Here is a 21,232-nt window from a genome sequence, read left to right on the forward strand (position 1 = left end):
CTCACACGACCGGCACTCGCTTGCGCGGAACCCAGATCCGTCCGCCACGTATGTCCGCCGAGATGGTCGCAAATCTCGCCTATCGGCTGACTGGCCGCGACCGGGACCTGCTCGCCCTGGTCTGGGAACACCGCGTCCTGACCACCGCCCAACTGGCCACGCTGTTCTTCCCCAGTCCCGAACGTGCCCGGCAGCGTCTCAACCATCTGCACCGCCACCACGCACTCCTACGGTTCCGTCCTTGGACGCCCGTCGGTTCCAAACCCTGGCACTGGGTCCTCGGCCCCGCCGGCGCACACGTCCTAGCGGTCGAACACGGCCAGACTCCCACCGAGTTCGGATACCGACAGGACACCGCCACCGCCATCGCCGTCTCACCGCGCCTCGCCCACCAGATCGGCGTGAACGAGTTCTTCGTCGCCTTGCACGCTCACGCCCGACGCCACGAAGGCACCGTGGAGCAATGGTGGTCAGAACAACGCTGCGCGGCCCTGTGGGGCGACCTCACCCGACCGGACGCCTTCGGCCGCTGGACACCGCGCCGCGCCGACGGCCCACCGACCACGCTGGACTTCTTCCTAGAGCACGACACCGGCACCGAAACCCTCGCCCGCGTCACCGCCAAACTCGGCGGCTACGCCGACCTCGCCGAGGCCACCGGCATCACCACACCCGTTCTGTTCTGGCTTCCCTCGGCCAAACGCGAAGCCAATCTCCGCCGACTACTCGGCGCACCCGAGGTACCGGTCGCGACCGCCGTCCACACACCCGCCGTCCACACACCCGGCGGCCCTGCCGGATCCGTCTGGCTGCCCGCCGACGCCACCGGCCCTCGGCGGAGCCTCGGCGACCTCGCGCTCCTGTGGGCAACCGTCCCCCGGCATGATCGGGCAGACGACGACTCGGCAGGCGCCTGATGCCGCTGGTCATCGGAGCGTTCGTCGGCATCCTGGTACTGATGGCCGTGCTCGTCGCGGTGATCGGCGCCGTCATCCCCGGTTCCGGCAACGCAGGCGCAACGTGCCAACCCCAGGCTGGACCAGGTACCGAAAGCATCCCCGCCACATATCTGGCGCTCTACCGCAAGGCAGGGGCCGAGTACGGGATCGGCTGGAACGTGCTGGCCGCCGTCGGAAAGGTCGAGTCCGATCACGGGCGCGGCCCCGGATCGGGCATCCGCACCGGCACCAACTCCGCCGGCGCCGCCGGCCCTATGCAGTTCCTCGCCGAAACCTGGAAGGCGTTCGGGGTCGATGGCGACAATGACGGACGAAGGAACATCTACGACCCGGCCGACGCGATCCCGGCCGCCGCCCGCTATCTCCACCACAACGGCGCACCCGACAAGATTCGCGCGGCGCTCTTTCAGTACAACCACTCCGACACCTACGTCGACTCCCTTCTGGCTCAGGCCCGTGCCTACGCCGGGCACGGAGCCGCCCCGGATAGCGATGGCTGTGCCGACCCCGGGGTCTTCACCGTGGTGCCGCCGGGGAAGGCGGCCGCCGCGGCGATCGCGTTCGCCCGCGCGCAGCTCGGCAAGCCCTATGCCTGGGGCGCTGCCGGCCCTAACGCCTTCGACTGCTCCGGATTGGTCTACGCCGCATACCGCGCCGCCGGGGTCACCATCCCGCGCGTCTCCGGCGACCAATGGCGCCACGGCCCCCACATCCCCACCGGCCACGAGCAGCCCGGCGACCTGGTGTTCTTCAACTCCGGGCCCGGCACCTCCGCCCGCAACCCCGGACACGTCGGGCTGGTCATCGGCGCCGGGAAGATGATCGCCGCACCCCACACCGGCACGGTCGTGCAGATCCAGCCGTACACCCGCCCCAGCCTGCTCGGTTTCACCCGACCCGCCGCAGCCCGCCCATGAGAGAAGCCCGCGCATGAGAGATGAAGGTGCGGAGGGGAGTCCGGTGCGCAGCGAGAAGGCCCGGCAGGTGACAGCGTGGGCGGATCGCCTCACCCGGGCCACGGCCGCCCTCGCTGTGATCGCGGTCGCCGGCGTCGCCGCGACCATCTCCTACGCACACATCCTTGAGCTCACCCGTTCGCATGGCGAGGCCGGTCTGACGGCGCGGCTGGTGCCGGTCACCGTGGACGGACTGATCTGGGCCGCGTCGATGGTGGTCCTGGACGCCGGGCGCCGCAGCCGCCCCGTGCCCGCGCTGGCCCGGTGGAGCCTGGCAGCGGGCATCGTGGCGACCATCGGCGCCAACGTGGCGCACGGCGCCGCTCACGGCGTCACCGGCGCCCTGGTCAGCGCCTGGCCCGCCCTCGCCGTCATCGGCTCCTTCGAACTGCTGATGACCCTGATCCGCAACGCCATTGAGCCCGGCGCCGGCGCCGAAGCCCAGCAGCGCACCACGCTGGAGCAACCAGGGGCCGCGCGCACCACGGTGGAGCAGAGCATCCAGTGCACCCCGGCGCAGGCGGTCCTCATCGAGTACCGGGCGAGCCTGAAGGGCCCCGGCCGCCCTCTGTCACAGCGGTATCTGGCGGAGAAGTACGGCATCGACCGCCGCAAGGTCAAGCAGATCATCAACGCCGGGAACCAGCCGCCCTCCGACTGAGCCGGATGGCGGCTGGTTCAGCTGCTCGTCATCCAGGATGGTGAGTCTTTGGCGGGCTCGCTGCCGATGGCCCGGCTGGGGTGGGGGCCCATTCGTCATAGACGGGGCCGTAGAGGGCACGGCCGAGGTCGTTGTAGGTGTCGGCGACGTCCAGACCGACGGCATGGCGACCGCACCACTCGACGGTGCGGCAGTCGGCGCAGACGTCCGGCGCGGCGGGCCGGGCGGTGGCGGCCTCGCGCAGCGCGGTGATGAGTGCGGCGTCCCGGTCCAGGACGGGTCCGGTGGCGGCGGCGACTCGGTGAGCGGCCGCGATCAGCTTCTGGGTGACCGCGTAGCGGTCTCGGGGGTTGGAGTCCAGCTCGGCGGTGATGTCGATGAGGCCGCACAACTCCTGGATGAGCCAGGCGGTTGCGGGCTCGGCCGGTACGGCGAGTGCGTTGTGGTTCATGGATCGGTCCCTTTCGGTGCGGGCGGTCGATACGACCCCGGGCAACGGTGGTGCGCTGCGGAGAAGAGACGGGGCGATCTCCAAGAGCGCCCCCTCGGCGAGACTTTGGCAGTTGGCGGCTGGGCGGCGCGGGACGCGGCCCGGGGCCCGCGTGCCGCATCCTTCCGGCCGCGTTCAAACCGCAGACGCGGGTCCGAAGTGCGCGGATGGAGCTGCTCGTTGTGGGTCCACCTGGCCCGCCCGTTCGCGTCGGGCGGGCCAGGCAACCTCGTGGGAACCGGGCGGCGAGGTGGCGGGCTATGTGTTGCGGAGGCAGCACTTGGCGGCGCCGGTGGCGTCAGCCCTCACACGTGGCCGATCGTCCTCGTCCTCCTCCTCTTCGACCCTGTTCCACGTCTTGCCGCCGTCGTGGGACACCATCACGACGCCGCCGTGCACCCGCTGTTCCCAGCGGGCACCCGCAAGACTCAACCGAAGCCCGTGCCGTACCCGCAGCGGTCTTCCACGTCGCAGATCGGCTCATCGCGCGTGTTTCAGCCCATGAGTCACTCCTTGTCCTCATCGCGGTGGCGGACCGCATCGGTGCCGGTCGGGCGGTCCCGTAGCGGACGGCGGATCAGTTCGAGCGCCTGCTGCCGGGCGCGCTCCTCGGACCGCTCCCGCATGCGGATCAGCAGGGGCCGGACCTCACGGAGCCAGTAGTCGAGTTGCTCCGGTGTCATCGACGCGAACGGTTCCGGTGCGGCCACGTCCCGGCCCTCCTTCTCTCGCGTGGCCATGCCTGGGTCAGAGAACTGGGGAATCTTCATGACGCTCCAGAGGCCCGCGATGCACGGCCCAGCTCGGTGCCCGTCGGCGCGCGGTCAAGACATCTCCCAGGAGGCGGCGCCGGGCGAGGCAACGGGTTCGGGGGCGGAATGAGGCCGGTTGGCCAGGAGCCATTCGTAGTGCCAGCGGCGGGTGGCGTCACCAGGCACCCGGTGCCGGATGGCCAGCCCTTCTCGTTCGAGGTCGTTGAGGGCCTTTCCGGCGGTCGAGACGCCGATTCCGGCCGTCGAGGCGATTTGCGTGACGGTCTGGGCCTGGTCGGGGCGCAACGCCGCCAAGGCGGCGTCCTGCACTCTGGTCAGGGACTCCACGGGGTTCGGGCCGAGGCCGATCAGGCGGCGCAACACCGTGTTAAGGGGTTCGCCGGTGTACCTTCTACGGCTTTCGAGGAAGGTCTTGATGTTGTTGTCAACGGAGATGACGCGAGACATACGAGCTCCTTCACGGGTCGATCACGTTGGGCGGTTGAGGCGGGCCCGCTGTAGCGGGCGGTTGGGGTGAGCTATTGAGGCCGGGCGGGGGGACCTCGGCTTCGTGCCTGGCAGGTCCGGGTGGGGCGTGGGTCGGCCGTGAGAGGTGCGGGCGGTCGCGGGGGTGTGTGTGGTGCTGGTCGGGTGGCTGGGTGCTGGTCGGTGTTCTGCTGATAGCGGGTGGTGGCGTGCAGCGGGCGGGACCCGGCGCCATCGGGGGCAGGGTGCGGGGCGGCGGTGGTCAGGTGGTCCGCCCGTTCCCACGGGCGGCGGACGTGACGCGAACGGCACGGGGGACGCCGGGATGCGATGCCCGGGCTCAGTGGCGGGTTGAGAAGGACGTCGAACTCGCCGGCCACGGGAACTCCTTTCAAGGGTGCTTTCGAAAGAGTGCGAATTGATCTGCCGGGTCGCGCGGTCCGCCCGGCCCGCCCGTTGGCACCGGGCAGGCCGGGCGGCGCGGTGGCGTGGCTAGGCGTTGCGGAGGGCGCGGGTGGCGGCGGCGCCGATGGTGTCGGCGGTGCGGGTGGGGTCGGTGAGGGTGAGGCGGTGGGCGCCGTCCAGGACGGTGGCGTGCCGGTCGGGGGCGAGCCACAGCACGGCGCATCCGGTGGTGGTGAGCCGGTCGAGGCGCTGCTGCCCGAGGGTGGGGTGGGGGTCTTTGAATTTGCCGTCGGAGACGATCACCAGGAGGCGGGCGGCGCCGGGGCGGGACAGGTCGAGGGCGGCGTCCAGGGCGTCGAGTGCGGTGGTGAAGTCTTCGCGCGGGTCGGTGGCGGCGAATTCCGGGACCTGTGCGGGTGTGTGTCCGGGGCGGGTGAGGGCCCGCACCCGGGCGCCGAAGATGACCGAGGCGGAGATCGCGTCGGGGACGTGTCCTGCGGCGCGGGAGATGATCCACGCGGCCGAGGCGACCGGTCCGGCGAAGGCGTTCATGGATCCGGACACATCACAGGCGATCCCGACGCGCAGCGGCGGGGCGGGCACGTGGCGGCGAATCGTTTGGGTGAACGGTTCGGCGGTGGGGGTGGTCCCGGCGGCGCGTTGGGCGTCGGCTGCCAGGGCGCCGCGCATGCTGAGGCGCCCGGGCGGGGTGGCCGAGGTGGTGCGGGTGGTGACGCGGTCGCGGTGCGCGGCGGCGCGCAACTGCCGGGCCAGGCGGCGGGCGGCGGCCTGCTCGGCCGGTTGCGGGGGGCGGGTGCCCGTGATGGCGGTGGGACCGCGCCGGGTCGTGGGGGTGGTGCTGGGCGCGAACACCCGCCGCGCCGCCCGCTGTGCCTCTTCTCGCGCCTTCTTCTCCCGCCGGCGTTCTTCTCTACGGTCGGTTGGGGCGGCCGGGTCGGCGGCCGTGCCGGGTGCGGTAGCGGGGGTGTCGCTGGAATTGTGGACGGCGATCAGGGTCTCCCCGATCGCCTTGACCAGAGGCGAGGGGTCACCGGAGGCACCGGGGGTTCCGGGCGGCGGGGCAGGGACGGGCTGGTCGGGGCGGGTGCCGATGATCCGGCACCACCGCCGCCCCAGGTCCAGCATCGCCTCGCCGTCGGTGTCGGCGGTGGCGTGGGCGATGTGCCACAGCGCCGACAGCGCACTCAACCGCGACTCACCCAGCACCCCGACCACCACCTCGCGCAGGGACGCGGTCTCAGCCGAGGTCAGGATCCCCGCGTCGGTGCGGGCCAGCAGCAGCGCGGCGGCGTATCCGGCGTTCCACGGCGTCATCGCCCCGCCCGGCGTCGCCACCGCCGCACCGGCACCGGCCGCACCGGCCCCGGACGGCGCGCCGCTTCCGCTGGTCGTGCCCGAGGGACCGGTCGGGCCGGTAGCAGGCGGGGCGCCGGGCGATGAGGTGGCGGTGGCGGGGGTGAAGAAGCTGGGAAGGACGAGGCTGCTGGCGGTGACGCGCAACCAGGGCCGGTCGGCAGGGCGGCGGCGAATCTGTGCCGCCTCGATCCGCGACTCCTCCAACGCCATCGCGGCATCGATCGCGGCGGCGGGCACACCGGTCAGCGCACCGGCGGAGGGTTCCCAACGGGTATGGGTGGCGTGCGCCGCCTCGTGCACCAGCACACCCCACAACACCGGATAGCGGTAACGGTCGGCGGGCCGAGTGGGGTCGCACGTCTCGGGCCGGTGCCGCAGGTGCGCGCCGTCGAGTTCGATGGTGGCCAGCGCTGGCATGAAACACCCCGGTGCGCCTTGGCCGAGGCCGGGCGCGCACTGCACGGTGAGATCCTGGCGGTCGGTGAGGTCGGCCACGGCGTCGGTGAACGCCGCCGACAGCGGCAGCCACGCCCCACGCAACCCCGCACCCGCCACACCGACGGGCGCGGGCACGGCGCCGGGCGCCGGGGCGGCGGTGCCCGTCCCAGTGGCGGGTGCGGTGGCGGTGGTGGGGCCGGTGGCGGGTGCGGGTGTGGCAACGATGTGCGCGGTCATGATTCCCCCGGTGTGTGTGGTGATGGGCGCCCGGACGGGCGCGGGCAAGCGGGCGGCGCGGGTGGCGCCGGGGTGGCGTGGGTCAGAGTTGGCGGCCCAGGGCCAGCGGGGCGACGGCGCGCCCGTAGACCGAGCCGATGACCTCGGCGACCGCGTCGCGGTCCTCTTCGGGCGCGATGCCGACCAGGTTCGCGACCGCCGCCTCAGCCCCCAGGACCCTGGTCATCTTCTGGAAGGCGATCAGCTCTCGCAGCTGCGGCGCCCACCCGATCTCGCCGGACTCCTTGCGGCGGGCCAGGTTGCGGGCGACGCGGACCGCGCGCGGGTCGATCTTGAGCGTGATGGCGAGGTCGTAGTCGGTGGACACCTGGATCTGCGCGGCGAACCGCGACGCCAGCGCCTCGGTCAGCACCGCCCCATGCACGCCCGGGTTGTGACCGGCGACCACATAGAACCCCTCAGCGGCAGTGACCGTCTCGCCCTTGTGGGCCTTCACGGTGATCTGACGGCGGCCATCCATCGCCGGATACACCACCGCCAGCACCTTCGGCGAGATGAGCGTGGCATCGTCGATGAACAGGCACCGGCCCTCGGTCATCGCCGCCACCAGCGGCCCGTACACGAACTCATAGCCGCCGCCGGGCGCCTGGGTGTACTCGCCCACGAAATCGGCGACGGCGGTGTCCCCGTCCCCCGCAACCGTGATCAGATCCGGGAACGCCGCCTCCACCAGCGACGTCTTCCCCGTCCCCGGCGGCCCGTACAACAGCGCCGCGATCGACGCCTCACGCAACCGCCGCAACGCCCCAACGTCCGGCAGGTCCGCCAACCGGCGCGGATGATAGGTCTGACCGTTCGGACGCACCACCGGGCCCCGCACGTTCGTCCCCGCCGCCTTCCTGGTGCCCTTCCCCGATGCGGCCGTGGCCGTTGTGGGCGTGGTGGCCGTGCCGGACGGCGGGGTAGCAGGTGCGGGCGCGGGCGGTGGCGTACGGCGCGCCGTCCGGGCGCCCGCACCGTCGCCCTTGGTGGCGTCGAGGGTGGTGGCGGTGGCGCGATAACGGCGCGGCCGCCCCGCCACCCGTTCGGCCTGTCCCCGGTCGGTCAGGGTGTCCAGGGCGTTGGCGACCGCACCCGCCGACCGGGCCAGCTCCTTGGCGATCTCACCGGGCGTGAGTAGATCCCCCGGACGGTCGGCCAGCACGGCGGCGACCCGGCGCCGCAACTCACCCTGCCCGAGCCGCCCGCCCGATGATGCGGGCGCGGCCCCCGGGGCGGTACCCGATGCGGTGGCGGGCAGGGTGATGGATGCGGTGGTGGTCGGGTTGGCGGGTGCGGTGGTCATGGCGTGCCTCCTGCAGGTGTGTCGGTGGTGGTCGGGCGCCGGGGGCGGGCGGCGGTGCCCGCCCCCGATGGCGGTCGGTACGGTCAGCGCGCGGCAGGAGCGGCCGCCTTGGCGGCACCGGTGGCGCGGTGGGTGGTGGTGAACCGGCGGGGACGTTCGCACACCAGCTCGGCGTCACCGGCCTCGGCGAGCCGGTCCAGGGCGTTGGACACCGCACCCGCCGAATGCCCGATCACCTTCGCCACCTCATGCGGCGTGAACGCCGCCCCCGGATGCGCCTCCAGGTGCCCGGCGACCTTCGCGCGCATCACACCCGGCGCCGTCCGCAAACGCCCCGACGCCGTCCGCACCGGCCCCCGCGCCGCCGCACGCACCAGCCGCCGCACCAACCCCGACCCGCTGTAAGCGCCCTCAGCCGCCGTCAGCGCCCCCTCGCCGTCCCCGGCCTCCAGCGCCGTCAGCGCCGCCGTGATCCCGTCACGCAACGCCGTCAGCGCGTCCCGCGCCTCGGCCACCGCCGCCGGGTCCATCCCCGTTTCCCCGTCGGCACCGGTGTCCTCGTCGGCCGTGCCGGTGTCCGCGTCAGCCGTGCCGGTGTCCCCGGCGCCGTCCGCATCGGCGCCCGAGCCCCCGGTGGTGCTGTCCGCACCGGACGCGCCCGCGCCGCCCGTGGCGGTGCCGGGGGCGTCCACGGGACCGGACACCGCGTCCTGATGCGGGGTTGGGCCGGTCGGCGCCGTGTCGCCCTCACCGGCGTCCGCGCCATCGGTCACGGCGTCGTCGGTGGCGCCGGTGGTGGCGCCGTCTGTCGCGATGGTGTCGGCGGGGTGCCAGGTGTCGGGCTGCCGCTTACCGCCGTCCCGCCCACCGGGCGTCCGCACCGCCCGCCCGTCCGCCTCCAGCGCGGTCAGGGTCCGCGTGACCGTGGCCCGGCTGACACCCGCTGCCGCCGCGATCGCGGCGACCGTCGCACCGGGGTTGCCCGCCAGCGCGTCCCACACGTCCCCAGCCGCCCCCGCCGGACGCGTCCCGCCCGCGACACCGGCGGCGCCGTCAGCCGGGCCCTGCGTGCCGTTGACGCCGTTTCCGTCAATGACGTTGGCAGCGGCGTTCTTCGTGGCCATTTCGACTCCCATTCCATTCGGTTCGGCAACCGCGATTCGGCGCCGTTCCCGTTCACCGGGAGCTCGACCATTTCTCGATGCCATAACGGCAGGCAAGCACCTTCGGCCACTTTTTTAGTCACCTCAACGGCTGAACGATGTCACCATTCACGCACGCCGCACCCAAACCCAAGCAACGGCAAACACTGATTTCCCGTACCGAAACCGCGCGGACCGCCGACCGCGCCACCGCGCCAACGTCTTTTGCTGAATAGGTCTGGTCAGAGGCGCGACTATGGCTGGGTGATCCGCCGCCTCGCCCAGTCGGACACCTCGCCGTCACGGCCGGGCACGCCCGAGTCGACCTCCAGCGCGGACGCGAGCCGCCGGCACAAGCCGCTCCGGCGGGTTGTAGGGCGTTGAAGTAGAGCGGCAAGGAGACGTCGACATGTAAGCCCGCAGGGGAACACCGAACCCCAGCATCCACATACGCGCGGGCTATTACCAGGTGTCGTCCTGGAGACGAGTCGGGCCCACGAACAGAAGATGCAGCAGCGCACTGACCTGCCCGGACACACCTATCAAGGGCTTCTGGTCATAGACGGAACCCCGAGAAGAAGCCCGAAGAGAAGCCCGAACAGAACCCCGAAAAGACGCGGCCCGCAGCGTGGGCTATCTCCTGCAGAGAAAAGCGAAGAAGCGCCACAAATGGGGATAGGCTCCGTCCGCGGCCCGGTAAGCACCAGGGGCCGGGACGGAGCCTCGATCTCCAGGGGAGCTGTTCTACTCTGTCCCCTGAGGGGCCAGCCTGCTAGTCCCAGGCTGGGCCCTCCCTCATGACGCCAGCGGCGTGTCCTGCACCGGTGCCGTAGCCGTCTTGCTGCGCAGATCGACGTCGGCCCAGACCGTGTGACCGTTGTCCGGGCTGCCGTGTATCCCCACCGAGAGCGCGAGCCGGGACACCATGAGCAGACCGCGTCCGTTCACCCGCGGCTCGCACCCCGGCTGCTCGGAGCGGATTGTCGGGATGCAACCGCCTCCGAGGTCGGTCACCGCGATGTAGGCGACGTCCTGCAGCGTGACCTCCAGGCCGAACCAGCCTCCCTGGTAGCCCGACCGAGTGTGCAGGACGGCGTTACTCGCCAACTCGGCCACCACCACCGCGACCTCCTCCTCGCGGCTGGTGCCGGCGAAGAGCGCCGCCGTCAGTTGCCGGGCCACGGTCACCTGGTCCGCGCGGCCCGGGAACACCCGACGCCATCGCATCGGTTCCGAGCCCCACAGCCATTCGCCTGCAGAGCACAGGCCCCAACCTTTCGCTGCCACTTCCTCGTCCCTTCTTCTTTGGATGTCGGGTATGGGCGGACCGACCACAGGAGCGGCCCGCCGGAAACGCATTAGTGCTTGCCTCGTCGCCATTTGTCAAGTCGAGAACTCCCCCGGACCCATCGCGTATCGCGCTCAAAGGCGAGAAATAGCGATGCGTGACGAGCGCGAAGAACTCACTCGCGAGGTGCAACAGAAATCGAAGATATTGAAGTCAGCCGGGCAGCAGCGCCCAAACGGTTTTGCCGCCGCCTGGGAGCGGGCGCACGCCCCAGGCGTGCGCGAGCGCGGCGACGATCGAGAGGCCACGCCCTGAGCTGAGTGCATAGTTCGGTGGACGCAGGACGGGGCGTCCCACGCCCTTGTCCGTCACCTCGACCTTCGACAAGCAACTGTGCTCGTCCTGGAAGACGCGCACGACGATCGCGCCGGCACCATGAAGCAGCGCGTTGGTGACCAGCTCGGAGACCACGAGCTGCCCGTCGTAGTCGTCCAGCCCCCAGCGCGCGAAGCGGGTGCGCAGGAACTGGCGGGCGACTTCGGGAGCCTGAGGAGTCGGGTCCAGGATGAGCATGTCTCGGGTTTCACTCAGCATGACCACGGCCTTCATCAGAGTGGGGCGTTTCCGGCAGACGGCCACAGCGGGGCCTCGATCTCGACGGTGGCCCGCCTTCGGATCGTGGGTCGGGGCGGGCTGCGCAGCGGGTCTGGCGGCATCGGTCGCCGCCGCTCGGCCACGGAGCGGGACAGCGCAGGAGGTGCGATCTCCTCGGAGACTTCGGGCCTGCTGGCTGATGCGTCGAGCACTGGGACTGACCTCCCTTGTTAGTGACGATTTGGTCACTGCAAGTGAAGTCGTAGCCGAGGGTGGAGCTCTAGCCGACAATGTTCGACAGCTTGCGACATCTTCACGTTCAAGGGACGGCTGGCAGGTGGCGAGGTGCACGCTCATGGCTTATGAGACGACCCCACGGGTGCGTGCACGGATGCGCCGTGAGCGGCGAGCGCTGGGCTGGGACATCCCGCGCATGGCGCAAGAGCTCCGAAACGCCGCCGACCACCCGCACAAGATGCCGAGCGTCCGAAGCCTGCGCCGCTACATCGAGCGTTGGGAGCAAGGCGACGTCGTCCGGATCACCGAGCGGTATCGCACCCTGTACGCCAGGGCGCTGAACATGGACGAGGACGAACTCTTTCAGAGTGGCCCAGAGGAGCCGGTCGTCCCCAAACCGAGTGCGGGCGATGTCGAGGCGATCCGGGGCATGCTCACCGCGCTCATGACGTCCGACCGGCAGTTCGGCGGTGCTCGGATCCGTCAGCAGGCCACCGACTACCTGACCGACGTGATCGAGCCACGCCTGCACGGGCCTGCGCCCGACGCGCTTCGCCGTCGGCTGTTCGCCGTCTCCACCGAGTTCGCGATGCGGGTCTCGGCGATGAATCTGGACACCGACCGGCTGGACGCATCGCTGACGCTGCTCGGCCGGGCCGCGAGCATGGCCAACGAATCCGGCGATGTGTCCCTGACGGCCTGGGTGCTGTCTCGCCGCGGCGAGCACGAGATGCACCGGGCCGCGCTTGCCACCGGGAGCACACAGCGGGCAGACCACGTGCAACAGGCCCTGGCATACACCGAGGGCGCCGTAGGTGTCGCTCGCACTGCGCCGCCGCTCGGGCGCGCATTCCTGACGACCAAGTCCGCCCTAGCGTCGTCGCTGACGGGCGATCGGGCACGTACGCAGCGGATTCTCGGCAATGTCTGGGACGCCTTCCAGCAGGCCGGCACCGCCGAGGAGCCCAGTTGGATGGGCGCCTACGGCTGGGGGCATCTGCGGCACGAGGAGGCACGCTGCTATGTGAACCTCGGCATGGGGCGAGACGCCGTCCGGTCGGCTGAAGAGAGCCTGTCGGTGCGCTCGGACCTCCGTCCCCGCGCCTTCACACTCGGCATCCTGTCGATCGCCCATGCTCAGAGCCTGGAGGTCGAGCAAGCCTGCGCCCGCGGCCACGAAATGCTCGCCCTCGCCTCGCAGATCTCTTCGCGCCGTGTATGCGTCCGCGTCGCCGAGATGCTCACTGCACTCGGCCCCCATCAAGCCCACCCCGCCGTCGTCGAACTACGCGAAGCCGCGCGTCCGGTGCTAGCGGATTGCCATCGTTGAGCTCGGGAAAAGCAAGCCCATGCGTGATCTCCCCGCTGACGTCGCCGCGGCAGTGGATGCAGTCGGCGCCCGATGCCACGTCCCTGTGGACGATGCGCGCGTTATACACGAGCACAGCAACACCGCCGTGGCGCTGCCTGCAGCGCATCTGCTCGTGCGGATAGCAGGGAATCCGGACGCGTTCGACCGGATCAAGCAGTCGGTCGAAGTGACGCGCTGGCTATCCGCCGAAGGATTCCCCTGCGTCGAACCCGTCGACCTTGCCCCGTTCAGAGTGAAGGGCCGCGTCATCTCGGTCTGGCGGCTACTCGACGTCGTTGATCACCCACCGGGAAGCGGCACCGAACTCGGCCGGCTATTGCACGACCTCCACAACCGACCAGCCGCACCGATGGGCGTTCGGCGTCTCGACGATCCGTTCGCGAGCGTCGCCTCCGCCATTAACAGGGTTCAGGGCGCGATGGCCGATCAAGATAGAGCTTGGCTGCTCACCCGCATCCGCGAGTTGCGCACAGCCTGGAACAGCCTTGCCACTGCGCTCGAACCCGGCTTGGTCCACGGAGATGCACACCCCAACAACCTCATCCGCGTTCGCGGCGGCGACGTGGTACTGGGCGACTGGGACCACGTCGCTCACGGCCCTCGCGAGTGGGACCTTATACAGCCCTACTACATGCACCGCCGGTTCGGGCGGCACAGCACAGCGGAACTCCGCGAGTTCACCGACGCCTACGGCTGGGGCGTCAGCGGTTGGGGCGGGTTCGAGACGTTGATAGAAGTCCGCGAGATCACCGGGTTGAGCCCCTACATCCGCAGGGCGACCAACCACGCGCGGGCGCGCCAGGAACTGGCTCGGCGCCTGGCCACCCTGCGCAGTGGTGACTCCGCAGCCCTTTGGAAGGCTCCGGCCGCCCCCTCCGCATGACGAGCCAAGCCTTGCTCCGCTAACGCTTACTTCAGCAGGTCACCAGCCGCCGCACGGCGATGCCTGCGTTTTCCACAGCATTGTGGAAAACGCAGGCATCGCGGGTCACGTGAACAGGCTGGCCCCGCGGCGCGTGTGCGGGGCTGGGAGGGCGGGGCCTCTTCCGGAGGCCATCGCGCTGTAACCGCTGACCGGGGGCCGCACTGCCGTTGGCCCGAGCACCGCTGCGCCCCCGCAGCCCACTCAATGAACCTGGCTGTCTCTACCGCCCGCTCCTCGCCGGGGACGCGCCCCGTCCGTGATCGACCACATCGCGGACGCGACTCGAACTGGCTCCGCCGACCGTGTACAGGGTGCGCTCGCCCACCGTCGGCCGGACGCACGCCAGCGTCGCACACGATCCTTTACCAAGTGATCTCGTGATCAGCGAAAGCCCAGGTAGACGGCCTTTCAAGCACGAGCGCGACTTTACTGACGACACACGACCAGAAGCTGCTCGGCCGTGTTCATGCAGGTCAGCGCGATTCTAAGCAGATGACGAGCACTTCGTGAACAGCGGGACTGTTCACGAAGTGCTCGTCATCTGCATGCGCCTCCTTGGACACCTGACGCCATCGAATCGTCACGACCTTCGGGGGCGTCATGACCAGCCGCAAGAACCACGACCAGCGTCTCGCCGGTACACCCGCGGACACGAACACCGGCCGCGCGCTGAACACCGCCGAGCGTTCCTTCGAGCTCCTCACCACGGGGCCGCAGCCACTGGCCGTGGACGGACGTGCGATCGGGCACAGGCTCCCCGCCCGGTCCGTGGACTTGGGTGAGCTGCGGGTGCTCCTGCTGGCGCCGGCGGCGACCGACGAGATGAAGGACGCGGTCTGGCGCGTTCTGGTCGTCCGTGCTCGCATGGGCGATCCGGCGTGGGTCGTTGGATGCGTCGGAGTCGCGATGCCGGGCTTGAAGAGCACGGTCGGACAGGTGGTCCGGATGAGTCCCCGCGGGCTCATCGACGACATCGTCTCGGAGATGCTCACCGAATTCGTGGCGCAGTTGCCGCGCATCGACCTCAACAGACCGCACATCGCCGCGCGGCTCATGCAGTGGGCGCGCAAAGGCGCGTTCCGAGCCCGCTGCCGTACGAGCCGCGAGCTGCCCACCGACCCCTACGAGTTGGGCGACCACAGGTCGTCCTCGGACGTCGACCTGGCCGCTCTGGTGCGGGACGCGGCACACCGAGGCGTCATCGCCCCTGAGGACGCCGAACTGATCGTCGCTACCCGGCTGGACGGCCGGTCGGTTCAGGACCTCGCCCAGGCGCGGGACGTGGCCGCCTGGCGGTTGTACACGGGCCGGCAGACCGCCGAGGCCAAGCTCGCCGCGGCGATCCTGGACGGTCGCGTCTCCGCGGAGAGCATCTTTCCCGGATCCGGAATGTAACCCCGCGGCAACCCCAAAGCGTTCTTCGCATCGGCGGCATATAAGACAAAAAGTTATGCATGCCGACGCGAGTCGACTCAGATGATCGGGGCTTTACTCTCACAACGGCGTGACGTGAAGAAAAGACCTGCCGCGTGCGCTTACGATCGCTCGACGTCGCAACCACGGTCCCGCCCCGGCAAGACGTAAGAGCGCACTTAAATGATCAAGGATGCGGAGGTGAAGTGTGCCCGTGATCGGTCGACGGCTACTTCCCCAGATCGGTTGGATCGGTGCGACAGGAGTCGTCCTGGCACTGTCGGGGTGCAACGGCGGGCAACAGGCCGTTGCCCTACCGTCGTCCACCGGCTCGAGAACATCGTTGACCTCGTCGTCCGAAGCCGACAAGAAGGCAGCGGAGTCCGCCTACAGGAACTTCGTCGTGATGCTGGACCGTGCAGCTGCCCTGCCTGACGATTCCCGAGAGCAGCAACTTGCCGCCGTTATGGTCGACCCTCAACTCTCGCGAGTGCTGAAACGGGTCACGGAGATGAAGAAGCAGCATCTCGTGACTTACGGGTATGTCATCTCGCATGTGACGAGCGTTGAGCTTACTGAAGCCGGTGCCACGGTACTCGACTGCCAGGACAGCAGGAATGCGGGTGTCATCAACACAGTCACACACAAGAAGGTCAATCGTGGCATCAAAGATGACAACACCAAGGCGATGCTAATAAAGGCGAGCGACGGGAAGTGGCGGGTCACGAAAAGCATCTCCCTCGAGAAGGGATGCTAATTTGGAGGCTCTGGTTCCGGCGTTCATCGGCATCGTTGCTTCATCCGCCTCTTTCTTGGCGCCGCCGCCTCGCGATCCGATCCCGCCGACGAGGAACGTCTACAGCTACAAGTTCGGAGCTGGTGACGACGGGAACGCTCCGGCTTCATCGCCACCTGAACCGAAGTCCGCTACCTCTGTGACTGAGGAATCGGACCAGATGGGGCCGCATGACTGCCGGACACTGAGCAACAACGTGCAAGTCTGCGAACCGGCGCATGGCGGCGGTAAGGCGCCCAAGGTCTCGCCCGCCCAGTTGGCGTTGACCAAGTGGGCGCAGATGCCGATTCCCGCGCCGACGGTGCGGACGGCTCCGCCGCGCGGCTCGGACGGGCTGGTGGGCTTGCCGGAATGGGTCTGGGTGACCAACTGGCATTCACAGACGGGACGTGTCGCAACTCGTGGCGTCTGGGTCGAGGTGACCGCCCGCCCGCAGAGCATGACCATCGATCCCGGTTACGAGAGTCCCGTCGTTCGATGCACCGGTCCCGGCACGGCCTATGACCGGTCACGTCCGGCTGCGAATCAGCACACCAACTGCTCCTACACCTTCTCACGGTCGTCTCTTCATGAACCCGGCCACGCCTACCGCATGCGGGTGTCCGTGACCTGGGGCGGCACCTGGCGCGGTTCGGACGGCTCAGGCGGCGCTTTGCCGCCGCTGACGCGGTCGACCGTCTTCCGGCTGCGAGTAGCCGAAGCGCAGAGCTTGTACGGATGAGGAGTCCCATGAAGTCCAGCTCACGAACGTTGCCCAGACCACGCCTGGCAAGAACGACAGGCGATCCGGCGCCCGCGTCGCTGGGGCGGCTGCCACGGCAACGGCGGCCCCTGTGGATCGCCAGTGGCGCGATCCTGATCCTGGTCGCCGTCGTGGCGAACGTCCAGATGGTCCAGGCGTCCGGGACCCGCGTCCCGGTGGTCCTGCTGGCACGTGACGTCCCGATGGGACGCAAGATCGTCGAAGCGGACCTCGCGGTCACCCGAGTGGCGACTGATCCCGCCGTCACGACGGTCCCGGGGCGGCAGCTCAAGGACGTCGTCGGCCGCAGAGCGGCGATCGGCCTGCGGAAGGGCTCGCTACTGGCCGCATGGCAGCTCGCGACGGAGCCGACACCGCATCAAGGTGAAGCGCTGGTGTCCGTCCCCTTGAAGTCGAGCGCGATGCCGCCGGGATTGGCTCCGGGCTGGAAAGTACGGGTCGTCTTCACCGCTGGCAGCCAGGACCAGGGAGCCGCAGGTTCCGCTGCGCAAGCTCGTCAGATCACCAATCTGCGAGACGTCCAGGCGGTGGTCGACGATGTGAACGGGCCTGACGCGGAGGGCGCGATGACCGCATCGCTCCTGGTGGCCGATTCGGACAGTTCGACGGTGGCGCGCGAAGCGGCGGCCGGTCTGGTGGTGCTCGTGGTCACCGAAAGGCGAGGCTGACCGTGGCGCTCTACTGCGTGGTTTCGCCAGGTGGCTCGCCGGGAGCGACCAGCACAGCGCTGGGACTGTCCTTGACGTGGCCGGGCCGGGTCCTGCTGGCCGAGTGCGATCCGACCGGGCGCCGAGTCCTTCCCGGCTTCATGGCCGATCGGATGCGCGAATCGGCGGGGCCTGGACTGCTGGGGCTGGCGATGGCGGCCGATGCGCAGACGAAGGTCCCCCTTCCGCTGGACGACTACGTCGTGCCGATCGCGGACGAGGACCGGGTCGAGTTGCTGCACGGCGTGCGCGACCCACGGCACGGATCCCGGCTGGAGCCGTTGTGGCATCGCTTGGCCGAAGCGGCAGTCGCTCGAGACGGCGATGTGATCGCGGACCTGGGGAAGATCGGCTGCAGGGACACGCCGACCGAGCTGTTGCGGGCGGCCCGGGCGGTCGTCATGGTGCTGAAACCCACGCTGCCGCAGGTCGACGCGGCGACGCCGCGGGTGAACGCGCTGAAGGAGATGCTCGGCGATCGAGCGACCATCGGACTGTGCCTGGTCACGGACGGCCCCTACGGTGCGGCGGAAGTAGAAAGGGTCCTCGATGCCCCGGTGCTGGGCGAACTGCCGTACTCGCCGTCTGATGCGCGGGTGCTGTCCGATGGTGCTCGCCCGCGGGTGTCGTTCAGAACCTCCCTGCTGATGCGATCGCTCGCCAGGCTGGGCCGGCGGATCCGCGCGACCGAAGCCGAAGTTGCGGATTCCGTCTCCTCTGCTCAGGGAGCCGTTCTGTGACCGGGGCAAGCTGGGTGCCCGTAGCTCGGCCGGGTATCCAGAACGGTTACTCGCCTTCCCTTGGCCGCGCGTCGCAGGAAGCGGCGGCCGGGAAGGACACCGCTGTCTGGAGGGCGGTGCGGGATGTGTCCGCGCAGTTGACGGATGTCCTCGGGGACGGCGTGGACCGTGTACGGGCGCGCCAGCTCATCGACTCCCAGGTGCGGGCATGGACCGATGAGCAGGTGACTTTCGGTCGGGTCGTCTCCGCGGAGGAACAGCGCCAGCTCGCCCGTCTGGTGTTCGATCGCCGGTTCGGGCTGGGCCCGCTACAGCCGTACCTGGAACGGTCCGATGTGGAGAACATCGTCGTCAACGGGTGTCGGCAGACCTGGGTCACCTTCACCGACGGTTCGAAGAAGCCCGGTCCGCCGGTCGCCGAGACCGACGAGGATCTCGTCGAGTGGGTGCAGTTGCTGGCGCGACGTGGGAACACCGGCCGGGAGTTCTCGCACGCCTCGCCCCTGCTGGACGTCGCTCTCTCCGACGGTGTCCGGCTCGCAGTCGTCGGTTGGGTGTCGCGGCATCCGCATCTGGCGATCCGGGTGCACCGGCTGGTTGACGTCACGCTGCCGCAGCTCACCAGGCTCGGGACGTTGACCGAGCCGCTGGAGCAGTTCCTGCGGGCGGCGATTCGGGCGCGGCGGAACGTGATCGTCTGTGGTGAGGTCAACACCGGTAAGACCACGCTGGTGCGGGCGCTGGCAAACGAGATACCGCCGCAGGAGCGGGTCATCACGCTGGAGAGCGACTTCGAGTTGTTCCTGGACGATCCGCGCCTGGCGCACCGGCACCATGACGTCGTCGCCATGGAGGCCCGGCAAGCCAATGCCGAGGGCGCGGGCGAGGTGCGCTTGCAGGATCTCGTGCCGGCGTGCCTGCGGCTGAACCCGGACCGGGTGATCGTGGGTGAGGCGCGGCATGGGGAGCTGGCGCCGATGCTGGAGGTGATGTACTCCGGGGCGCGCGGCTCGATGTGCACGCTCCACGTTCACCGGCCCGAGCACGTCTTCAGCCGCGTCGTCCAGCTCGGTCGCCGCGCCGATCTCGGTTTGGGCGCCGATGACGTGCATCTGATGTTCGGGCTGGCCGAGCCGTTGATCGTCTACCTGCAGCGTGACCAGGCGAGCAACGAACGGTTCGTGTCGCAGGTGATGGAGATCGGCCCGCCGGCCGACTCGGTGGAACCGACCCGCAACCTCGTCTTCACCCCCGCGGCCGACGGCCGCGCCACTCCGGCAGGAGGGCACATCAGCGCGGCGTTGCTGGACGAGATGGTCGCAGAGGGATTCGACCCCGCTCTGCTCGAATCCGGTACGAGGGCGGAGGGCTGGTTGTGATGCCGGCACTCGCTGCTTTCACCGGATTGTGCGCTGCGAGCGCCGTCCTTGTGATCGTGGCCGGTTTGCGAGGCACTCCGCCGGCAGAACGGCACGTGCGTCCCCCGTCGCGGTTGCAGACGCTTCTGCGCTCGTCCGCTTGGCCGGGGCGCCGTAACCGGCTGGTCGGCGGCGTTGTGGCCGCGCTGGTGGTGTTCCTGCTGTCCGGCTGGCCGGTCGCGGCCCTGGCGATGGGCGCGGGCGTGTACGCGGTGCCCCCAATGCTGTCTGGACGTGAACCGCAGCGGCGGATCGCGCGGTTGGAGGCGTTGGCGCAATGGTCGCGGCGGCTGGCGGAGATGATGGGCGCCAGCCGTGGCCTGGAGCAGGCGCTGGCCGACAGCGCACGCGTCGCGCCTGAGGCCATCCGCGCACCGGTGTCGGTTCTGGCGGAGCGGCTGAACAACCACGCCAACACCGAGCAGACGCTGCGGGCGTTCGCCAACAAGCTGGACGACCCGATCGCCGATCTGATCGCCTGCGCGCTGGTGCTGGCCGCCCACCGGCGCGGCCCTGGGACCCGGGAGGCGTTGAGCCTGTTGGCCAACGCCGTCGAGCACGAGGTCCTGGTCCGCCGGGACGTCGAAGCCGAACGCGCCGGGTTGCGGACGACACTGATCGTCATCGTGGCGTCCGTCATCGTCTTGAGCGCCCTGTTCGCTTCTTCCCAGACGTTCGCCGCCCCCTACGGCACCGCGCTCGGGCAGTGCGTGCTCGCCGTGGTCGCGGCCATCTACGGGGCCGGGCTGTGGTGGATGCGGAGGCTCGCTGTCCTGTCGACCGGTGCAAGGTTCCTGCACACCAGCCCTCCGGCGTCCGCCGGAAAGGGGGCCGGGCTGTGACCGGAGCTGCTGCTGCCATCGGGTGCCTGGGAGCTGTCGGCTTCATCGTGCTCATCCGCGAACTGCTGCCGGCGCCGCCACGTCTGGATGCTGCGTTGGCTCGCATCCAGCCCACGCTGCTTCCTTCGCCACCGGCCGATGACCTGAAGGCCGGCGATCGTCTCGGGCAGTGGCTGGCGGAACGTGTTGCGCGTCCGGTAGGGATGCTCGCTATCCCGCGCACGGACCTGGCGCTGCTCGCGCGTCTAGTCGAACGTTTCATGCTCGACAAGCTGGCCCTGTTCGTCACCGGCTTCGTCGTGCCGCCGCTTTTCAGTGCCCTGGTAGTGCTCGCCGGGGGTTCACTGCCGTGGACGTTCCCGCTCGTCGGCGCGCTCGTCTTGGCAGTCGTCCTGTGGCTGGTCCCGGACTGGAATGTGCGGTCTCAGGCGCGGCAGCGTCGCCGCGACTTCCGATATGCCTTCACCTCCTATCTGCAGCTCGTCGTCCTGGAACGCGAGGCCGGAGCGGCGTTGAACGCGGCACTGGAGAACCCGGCGAAGATCACCGAAGGTTGGCCGTTCCAGCGCATCCACCAGGCGCTGACACGGGCTCGGCACGGCCAGGAGCAGCCCTGGCGGGCATTGTCCCGGCTCGGCGAGGAGATCGGGGTCCGCGACCTGATCGACCTGGCACACACCGCTGAGATCGCCGGGAACGAGGGCGCCAAGATGCACGACGTCCTGGTCGCCAAGATCTCCTCAATGCGGCATGAGGCGTCCGCCGCTGCACGCGCGGAGGCCAACTCCCGCACCACCGCCATGTGGGTACCGACCAGCCTGCTCATGCTCGGCTTCGTGATCCTGGTCGGCTTCCCGTTCTTCTCCAAACTCCTGGCCTCCGGCTGACC

21 protein-coding genes are annotated in these 21,232 nt (G+C 69.7%); 13 read left to right on the top strand and 8 right to left on the bottom strand.

Going from position 1 to position 21,232, the window contains the following annotated elements:
• Window positions 1-50: 50 nt before the first annotated feature.
• Genes J4709_RS22310 through J4709_RS22320 form a run of 3 tightly spaced genes read left to right on the top strand, consistent with a single transcriptional unit; the run spans window position 51 to window position 2,576 of the window.
• The gene (locus J4709_RS22310; protein WP_208243711.1) at window positions 51-917 is read left to right on the top strand and encodes a replication-relaxation family protein; all 867 of its coding nucleotides are present in this window, start codon (window positions 51-53) and stop codon (window positions 915-917) included.
• Window positions 917-1,876, top strand: a complete 960-nt coding sequence (locus tag J4709_RS22315; RefSeq protein ID WP_208243712.1) for a C40 family peptidase — start codon at window positions 917-919, stop codon at window positions 1,874-1,876. Before J4709_RS22310 ends, J4709_RS22315 begins: the two co-directional genes overlap by 1 nt.
• Window positions 1,877-1,889: 13 nt before the next feature.
• Entirely contained in the window at window positions 1,890-2,576 is a 687-nt protein-coding gene (locus tag J4709_RS22320) for a DUF2637 domain-containing protein (protein WP_208243713.1), read from the top strand.
• A 28-nt stretch (window positions 2,577-2,604) separates the two neighbouring features.
• Here J4709_RS22320 and J4709_RS22325 read toward each other — a convergent pair whose 3' ends face one another.
• The 8 genes from J4709_RS22325 to J4709_RS22360 all read right to left on the bottom strand — a co-directional run bounded on the left by J4709_RS22325 (window position 2,605) and on the right by J4709_RS22360 (window position 11,145).
• Window positions 2,605-3,027 carry a hypothetical protein gene (locus J4709_RS22325; RefSeq protein ID WP_208243714.1) on the bottom strand — a complete coding sequence of 141 codons (423 nt, stop codon included), beginning with the start codon at window positions 3,025-3,027 and terminating at the stop codon, window positions 2,605-2,607.
• A 545-nt stretch (window positions 3,028-3,572) separates the two neighbouring features.
• Complete coding sequence (locus J4709_RS22330; RefSeq protein ID WP_208243715.1) at window positions 3,573-3,776, bottom strand: hypothetical protein; 204 nt, start codon at window positions 3,774-3,776, stop codon at window positions 3,573-3,575.
• Between the two features lie 114 nt (window positions 3,777-3,890).
• The gene (locus J4709_RS22335) at window positions 3,891-4,286 is read right to left on the bottom strand and encodes a winged helix DNA-binding protein (protein WP_208243716.1); all 396 of its coding nucleotides are present in this window, start codon (window positions 4,284-4,286) and stop codon (window positions 3,891-3,893) included.
• Window positions 4,287-4,796: 510 nt separating this feature from the next.
• Complete coding sequence (locus J4709_RS22340; protein ID WP_208243717.1) at window positions 4,797-6,761, bottom strand: VWA domain-containing protein; 1,965 nt, start codon at window positions 6,759-6,761, stop codon at window positions 4,797-4,799.
• Window positions 6,762-6,843: 82 nt separating this feature from the next.
• Complete coding sequence (locus J4709_RS22345; RefSeq protein WP_208243718.1) at window positions 6,844-8,106, bottom strand: AAA family ATPase; 1,263 nt, start codon at window positions 8,104-8,106, stop codon at window positions 6,844-6,846.
• 83 nt (window positions 8,107-8,189) lie between these two features.
• Window positions 8,190-9,230: a MarR family transcriptional regulator gene (locus J4709_RS22350; protein WP_208243719.1), complete on the bottom strand. Its 1,041-nt coding sequence runs from the start codon at window positions 9,228-9,230 to the stop codon at window positions 8,190-8,192.
• 813 nt (window positions 9,231-10,043) lie between these two features.
• Complete coding sequence (locus J4709_RS22355) at window positions 10,044-10,628, bottom strand: ATP-binding protein (RefSeq protein ID WP_372442128.1); 585 nt, start codon at window positions 10,626-10,628, stop codon at window positions 10,044-10,046.
• Between the two features lie 121 nt (window positions 10,629-10,749).
• Window positions 10,750-11,145, bottom strand: coding sequence for an ATP-binding protein (locus J4709_RS22360; RefSeq protein WP_208243721.1), 396 nt, complete (start codon window positions 11,143-11,145; stop codon window positions 10,750-10,752).
• Between the two features lie 340 nt (window positions 11,146-11,485).
• Between J4709_RS22360 and J4709_RS22365 the strand changes: the two genes are divergently transcribed.
• From J4709_RS22365 to J4709_RS22410, 10 genes are all read left to right on the top strand, one after another.
• Window positions 11,486-12,697, top strand: coding sequence for an NsdA family TPR-like regulatory protein (locus tag J4709_RS22365; RefSeq protein ID WP_208243722.1), 1,212 nt, complete (start codon window positions 11,486-11,488; stop codon window positions 12,695-12,697).
• An 85-nt stretch (window positions 12,698-12,782) separates the two neighbouring features.
• The gene (locus J4709_RS22370) at window positions 12,783-13,622 is read left to right on the top strand and encodes an aminoglycoside phosphotransferase family protein (protein WP_208243723.1); all 840 of its coding nucleotides are present in this window, start codon (window positions 12,783-12,785) and stop codon (window positions 13,620-13,622) included.
• 642 nt (window positions 13,623-14,264) lie between these two features.
• Window positions 14,265-15,059: a hypothetical protein gene (locus J4709_RS22375; protein WP_208243724.1), complete on the top strand. Its 795-nt coding sequence runs from the start codon at window positions 14,265-14,267 to the stop codon at window positions 15,057-15,059.
• A 226-nt stretch (window positions 15,060-15,285) separates the two neighbouring features.
• Entirely contained in the window at window positions 15,286-15,834 is a 549-nt protein-coding gene (locus J4709_RS22380) for a hypothetical protein (protein WP_208243725.1), read from the top strand.
• Between the two features lie 178 nt (window positions 15,835-16,012).
• Window positions 16,013-16,594 carry a hypothetical protein gene (locus tag J4709_RS22385; protein ID WP_208243726.1) on the top strand — a complete coding sequence of 194 codons (582 nt, stop codon included), beginning with the start codon at window positions 16,013-16,015 and terminating at the stop codon, window positions 16,592-16,594.
• 8 nt (window positions 16,595-16,602) lie between these two features.
• Window positions 16,603-17,304 (top strand): SAF domain-containing protein, encoded by a 702-nt coding sequence (locus tag J4709_RS22390; protein ID WP_208243727.1) that lies wholly within the window; start codon window positions 16,603-16,605, stop codon window positions 17,302-17,304.
• Between the two features lie 2 nt (window positions 17,305-17,306).
• Window positions 17,307-18,083 (top strand): hypothetical protein, encoded by a 777-nt coding sequence (locus J4709_RS22395; protein ID WP_208243728.1) that lies wholly within the window; start codon window positions 17,307-17,309, stop codon window positions 18,081-18,083.
• Window positions 18,080-19,462: a TadA family conjugal transfer-associated ATPase gene (locus J4709_RS22400; protein WP_208243729.1), complete on the top strand. Its 1,383-nt coding sequence runs from the start codon at window positions 18,080-18,082 to the stop codon at window positions 19,460-19,462. Before J4709_RS22395 ends, J4709_RS22400 begins: the two co-directional genes overlap by 4 nt.
• Before the next feature lie 113 nt (window positions 19,463-19,575).
• Window positions 19,576-20,343 (top strand): type II secretion system F family protein, encoded by a 768-nt coding sequence (locus J4709_RS22405; RefSeq protein ID WP_208243730.1) that lies wholly within the window; start codon window positions 19,576-19,578, stop codon window positions 20,341-20,343.
• Complete coding sequence (locus tag J4709_RS22410) at window positions 20,340-21,230, top strand: type II secretion system F family protein (RefSeq protein WP_208243731.1); 891 nt, start codon at window positions 20,340-20,342, stop codon at window positions 21,228-21,230. Before J4709_RS22405 ends, J4709_RS22410 begins: the two co-directional genes overlap by 4 nt.
• Window positions 21,231-21,232: the final 2 nt, after the last annotated feature.

The organism is Actinomadura violacea (genome assembly GCF_017573465.1).
GTDB classification, from domain to species: domain Bacteria; phylum Actinomycetota; class Actinomycetes; order Streptosporangiales; family Streptosporangiaceae; genus Spirillospora; species Spirillospora violacea.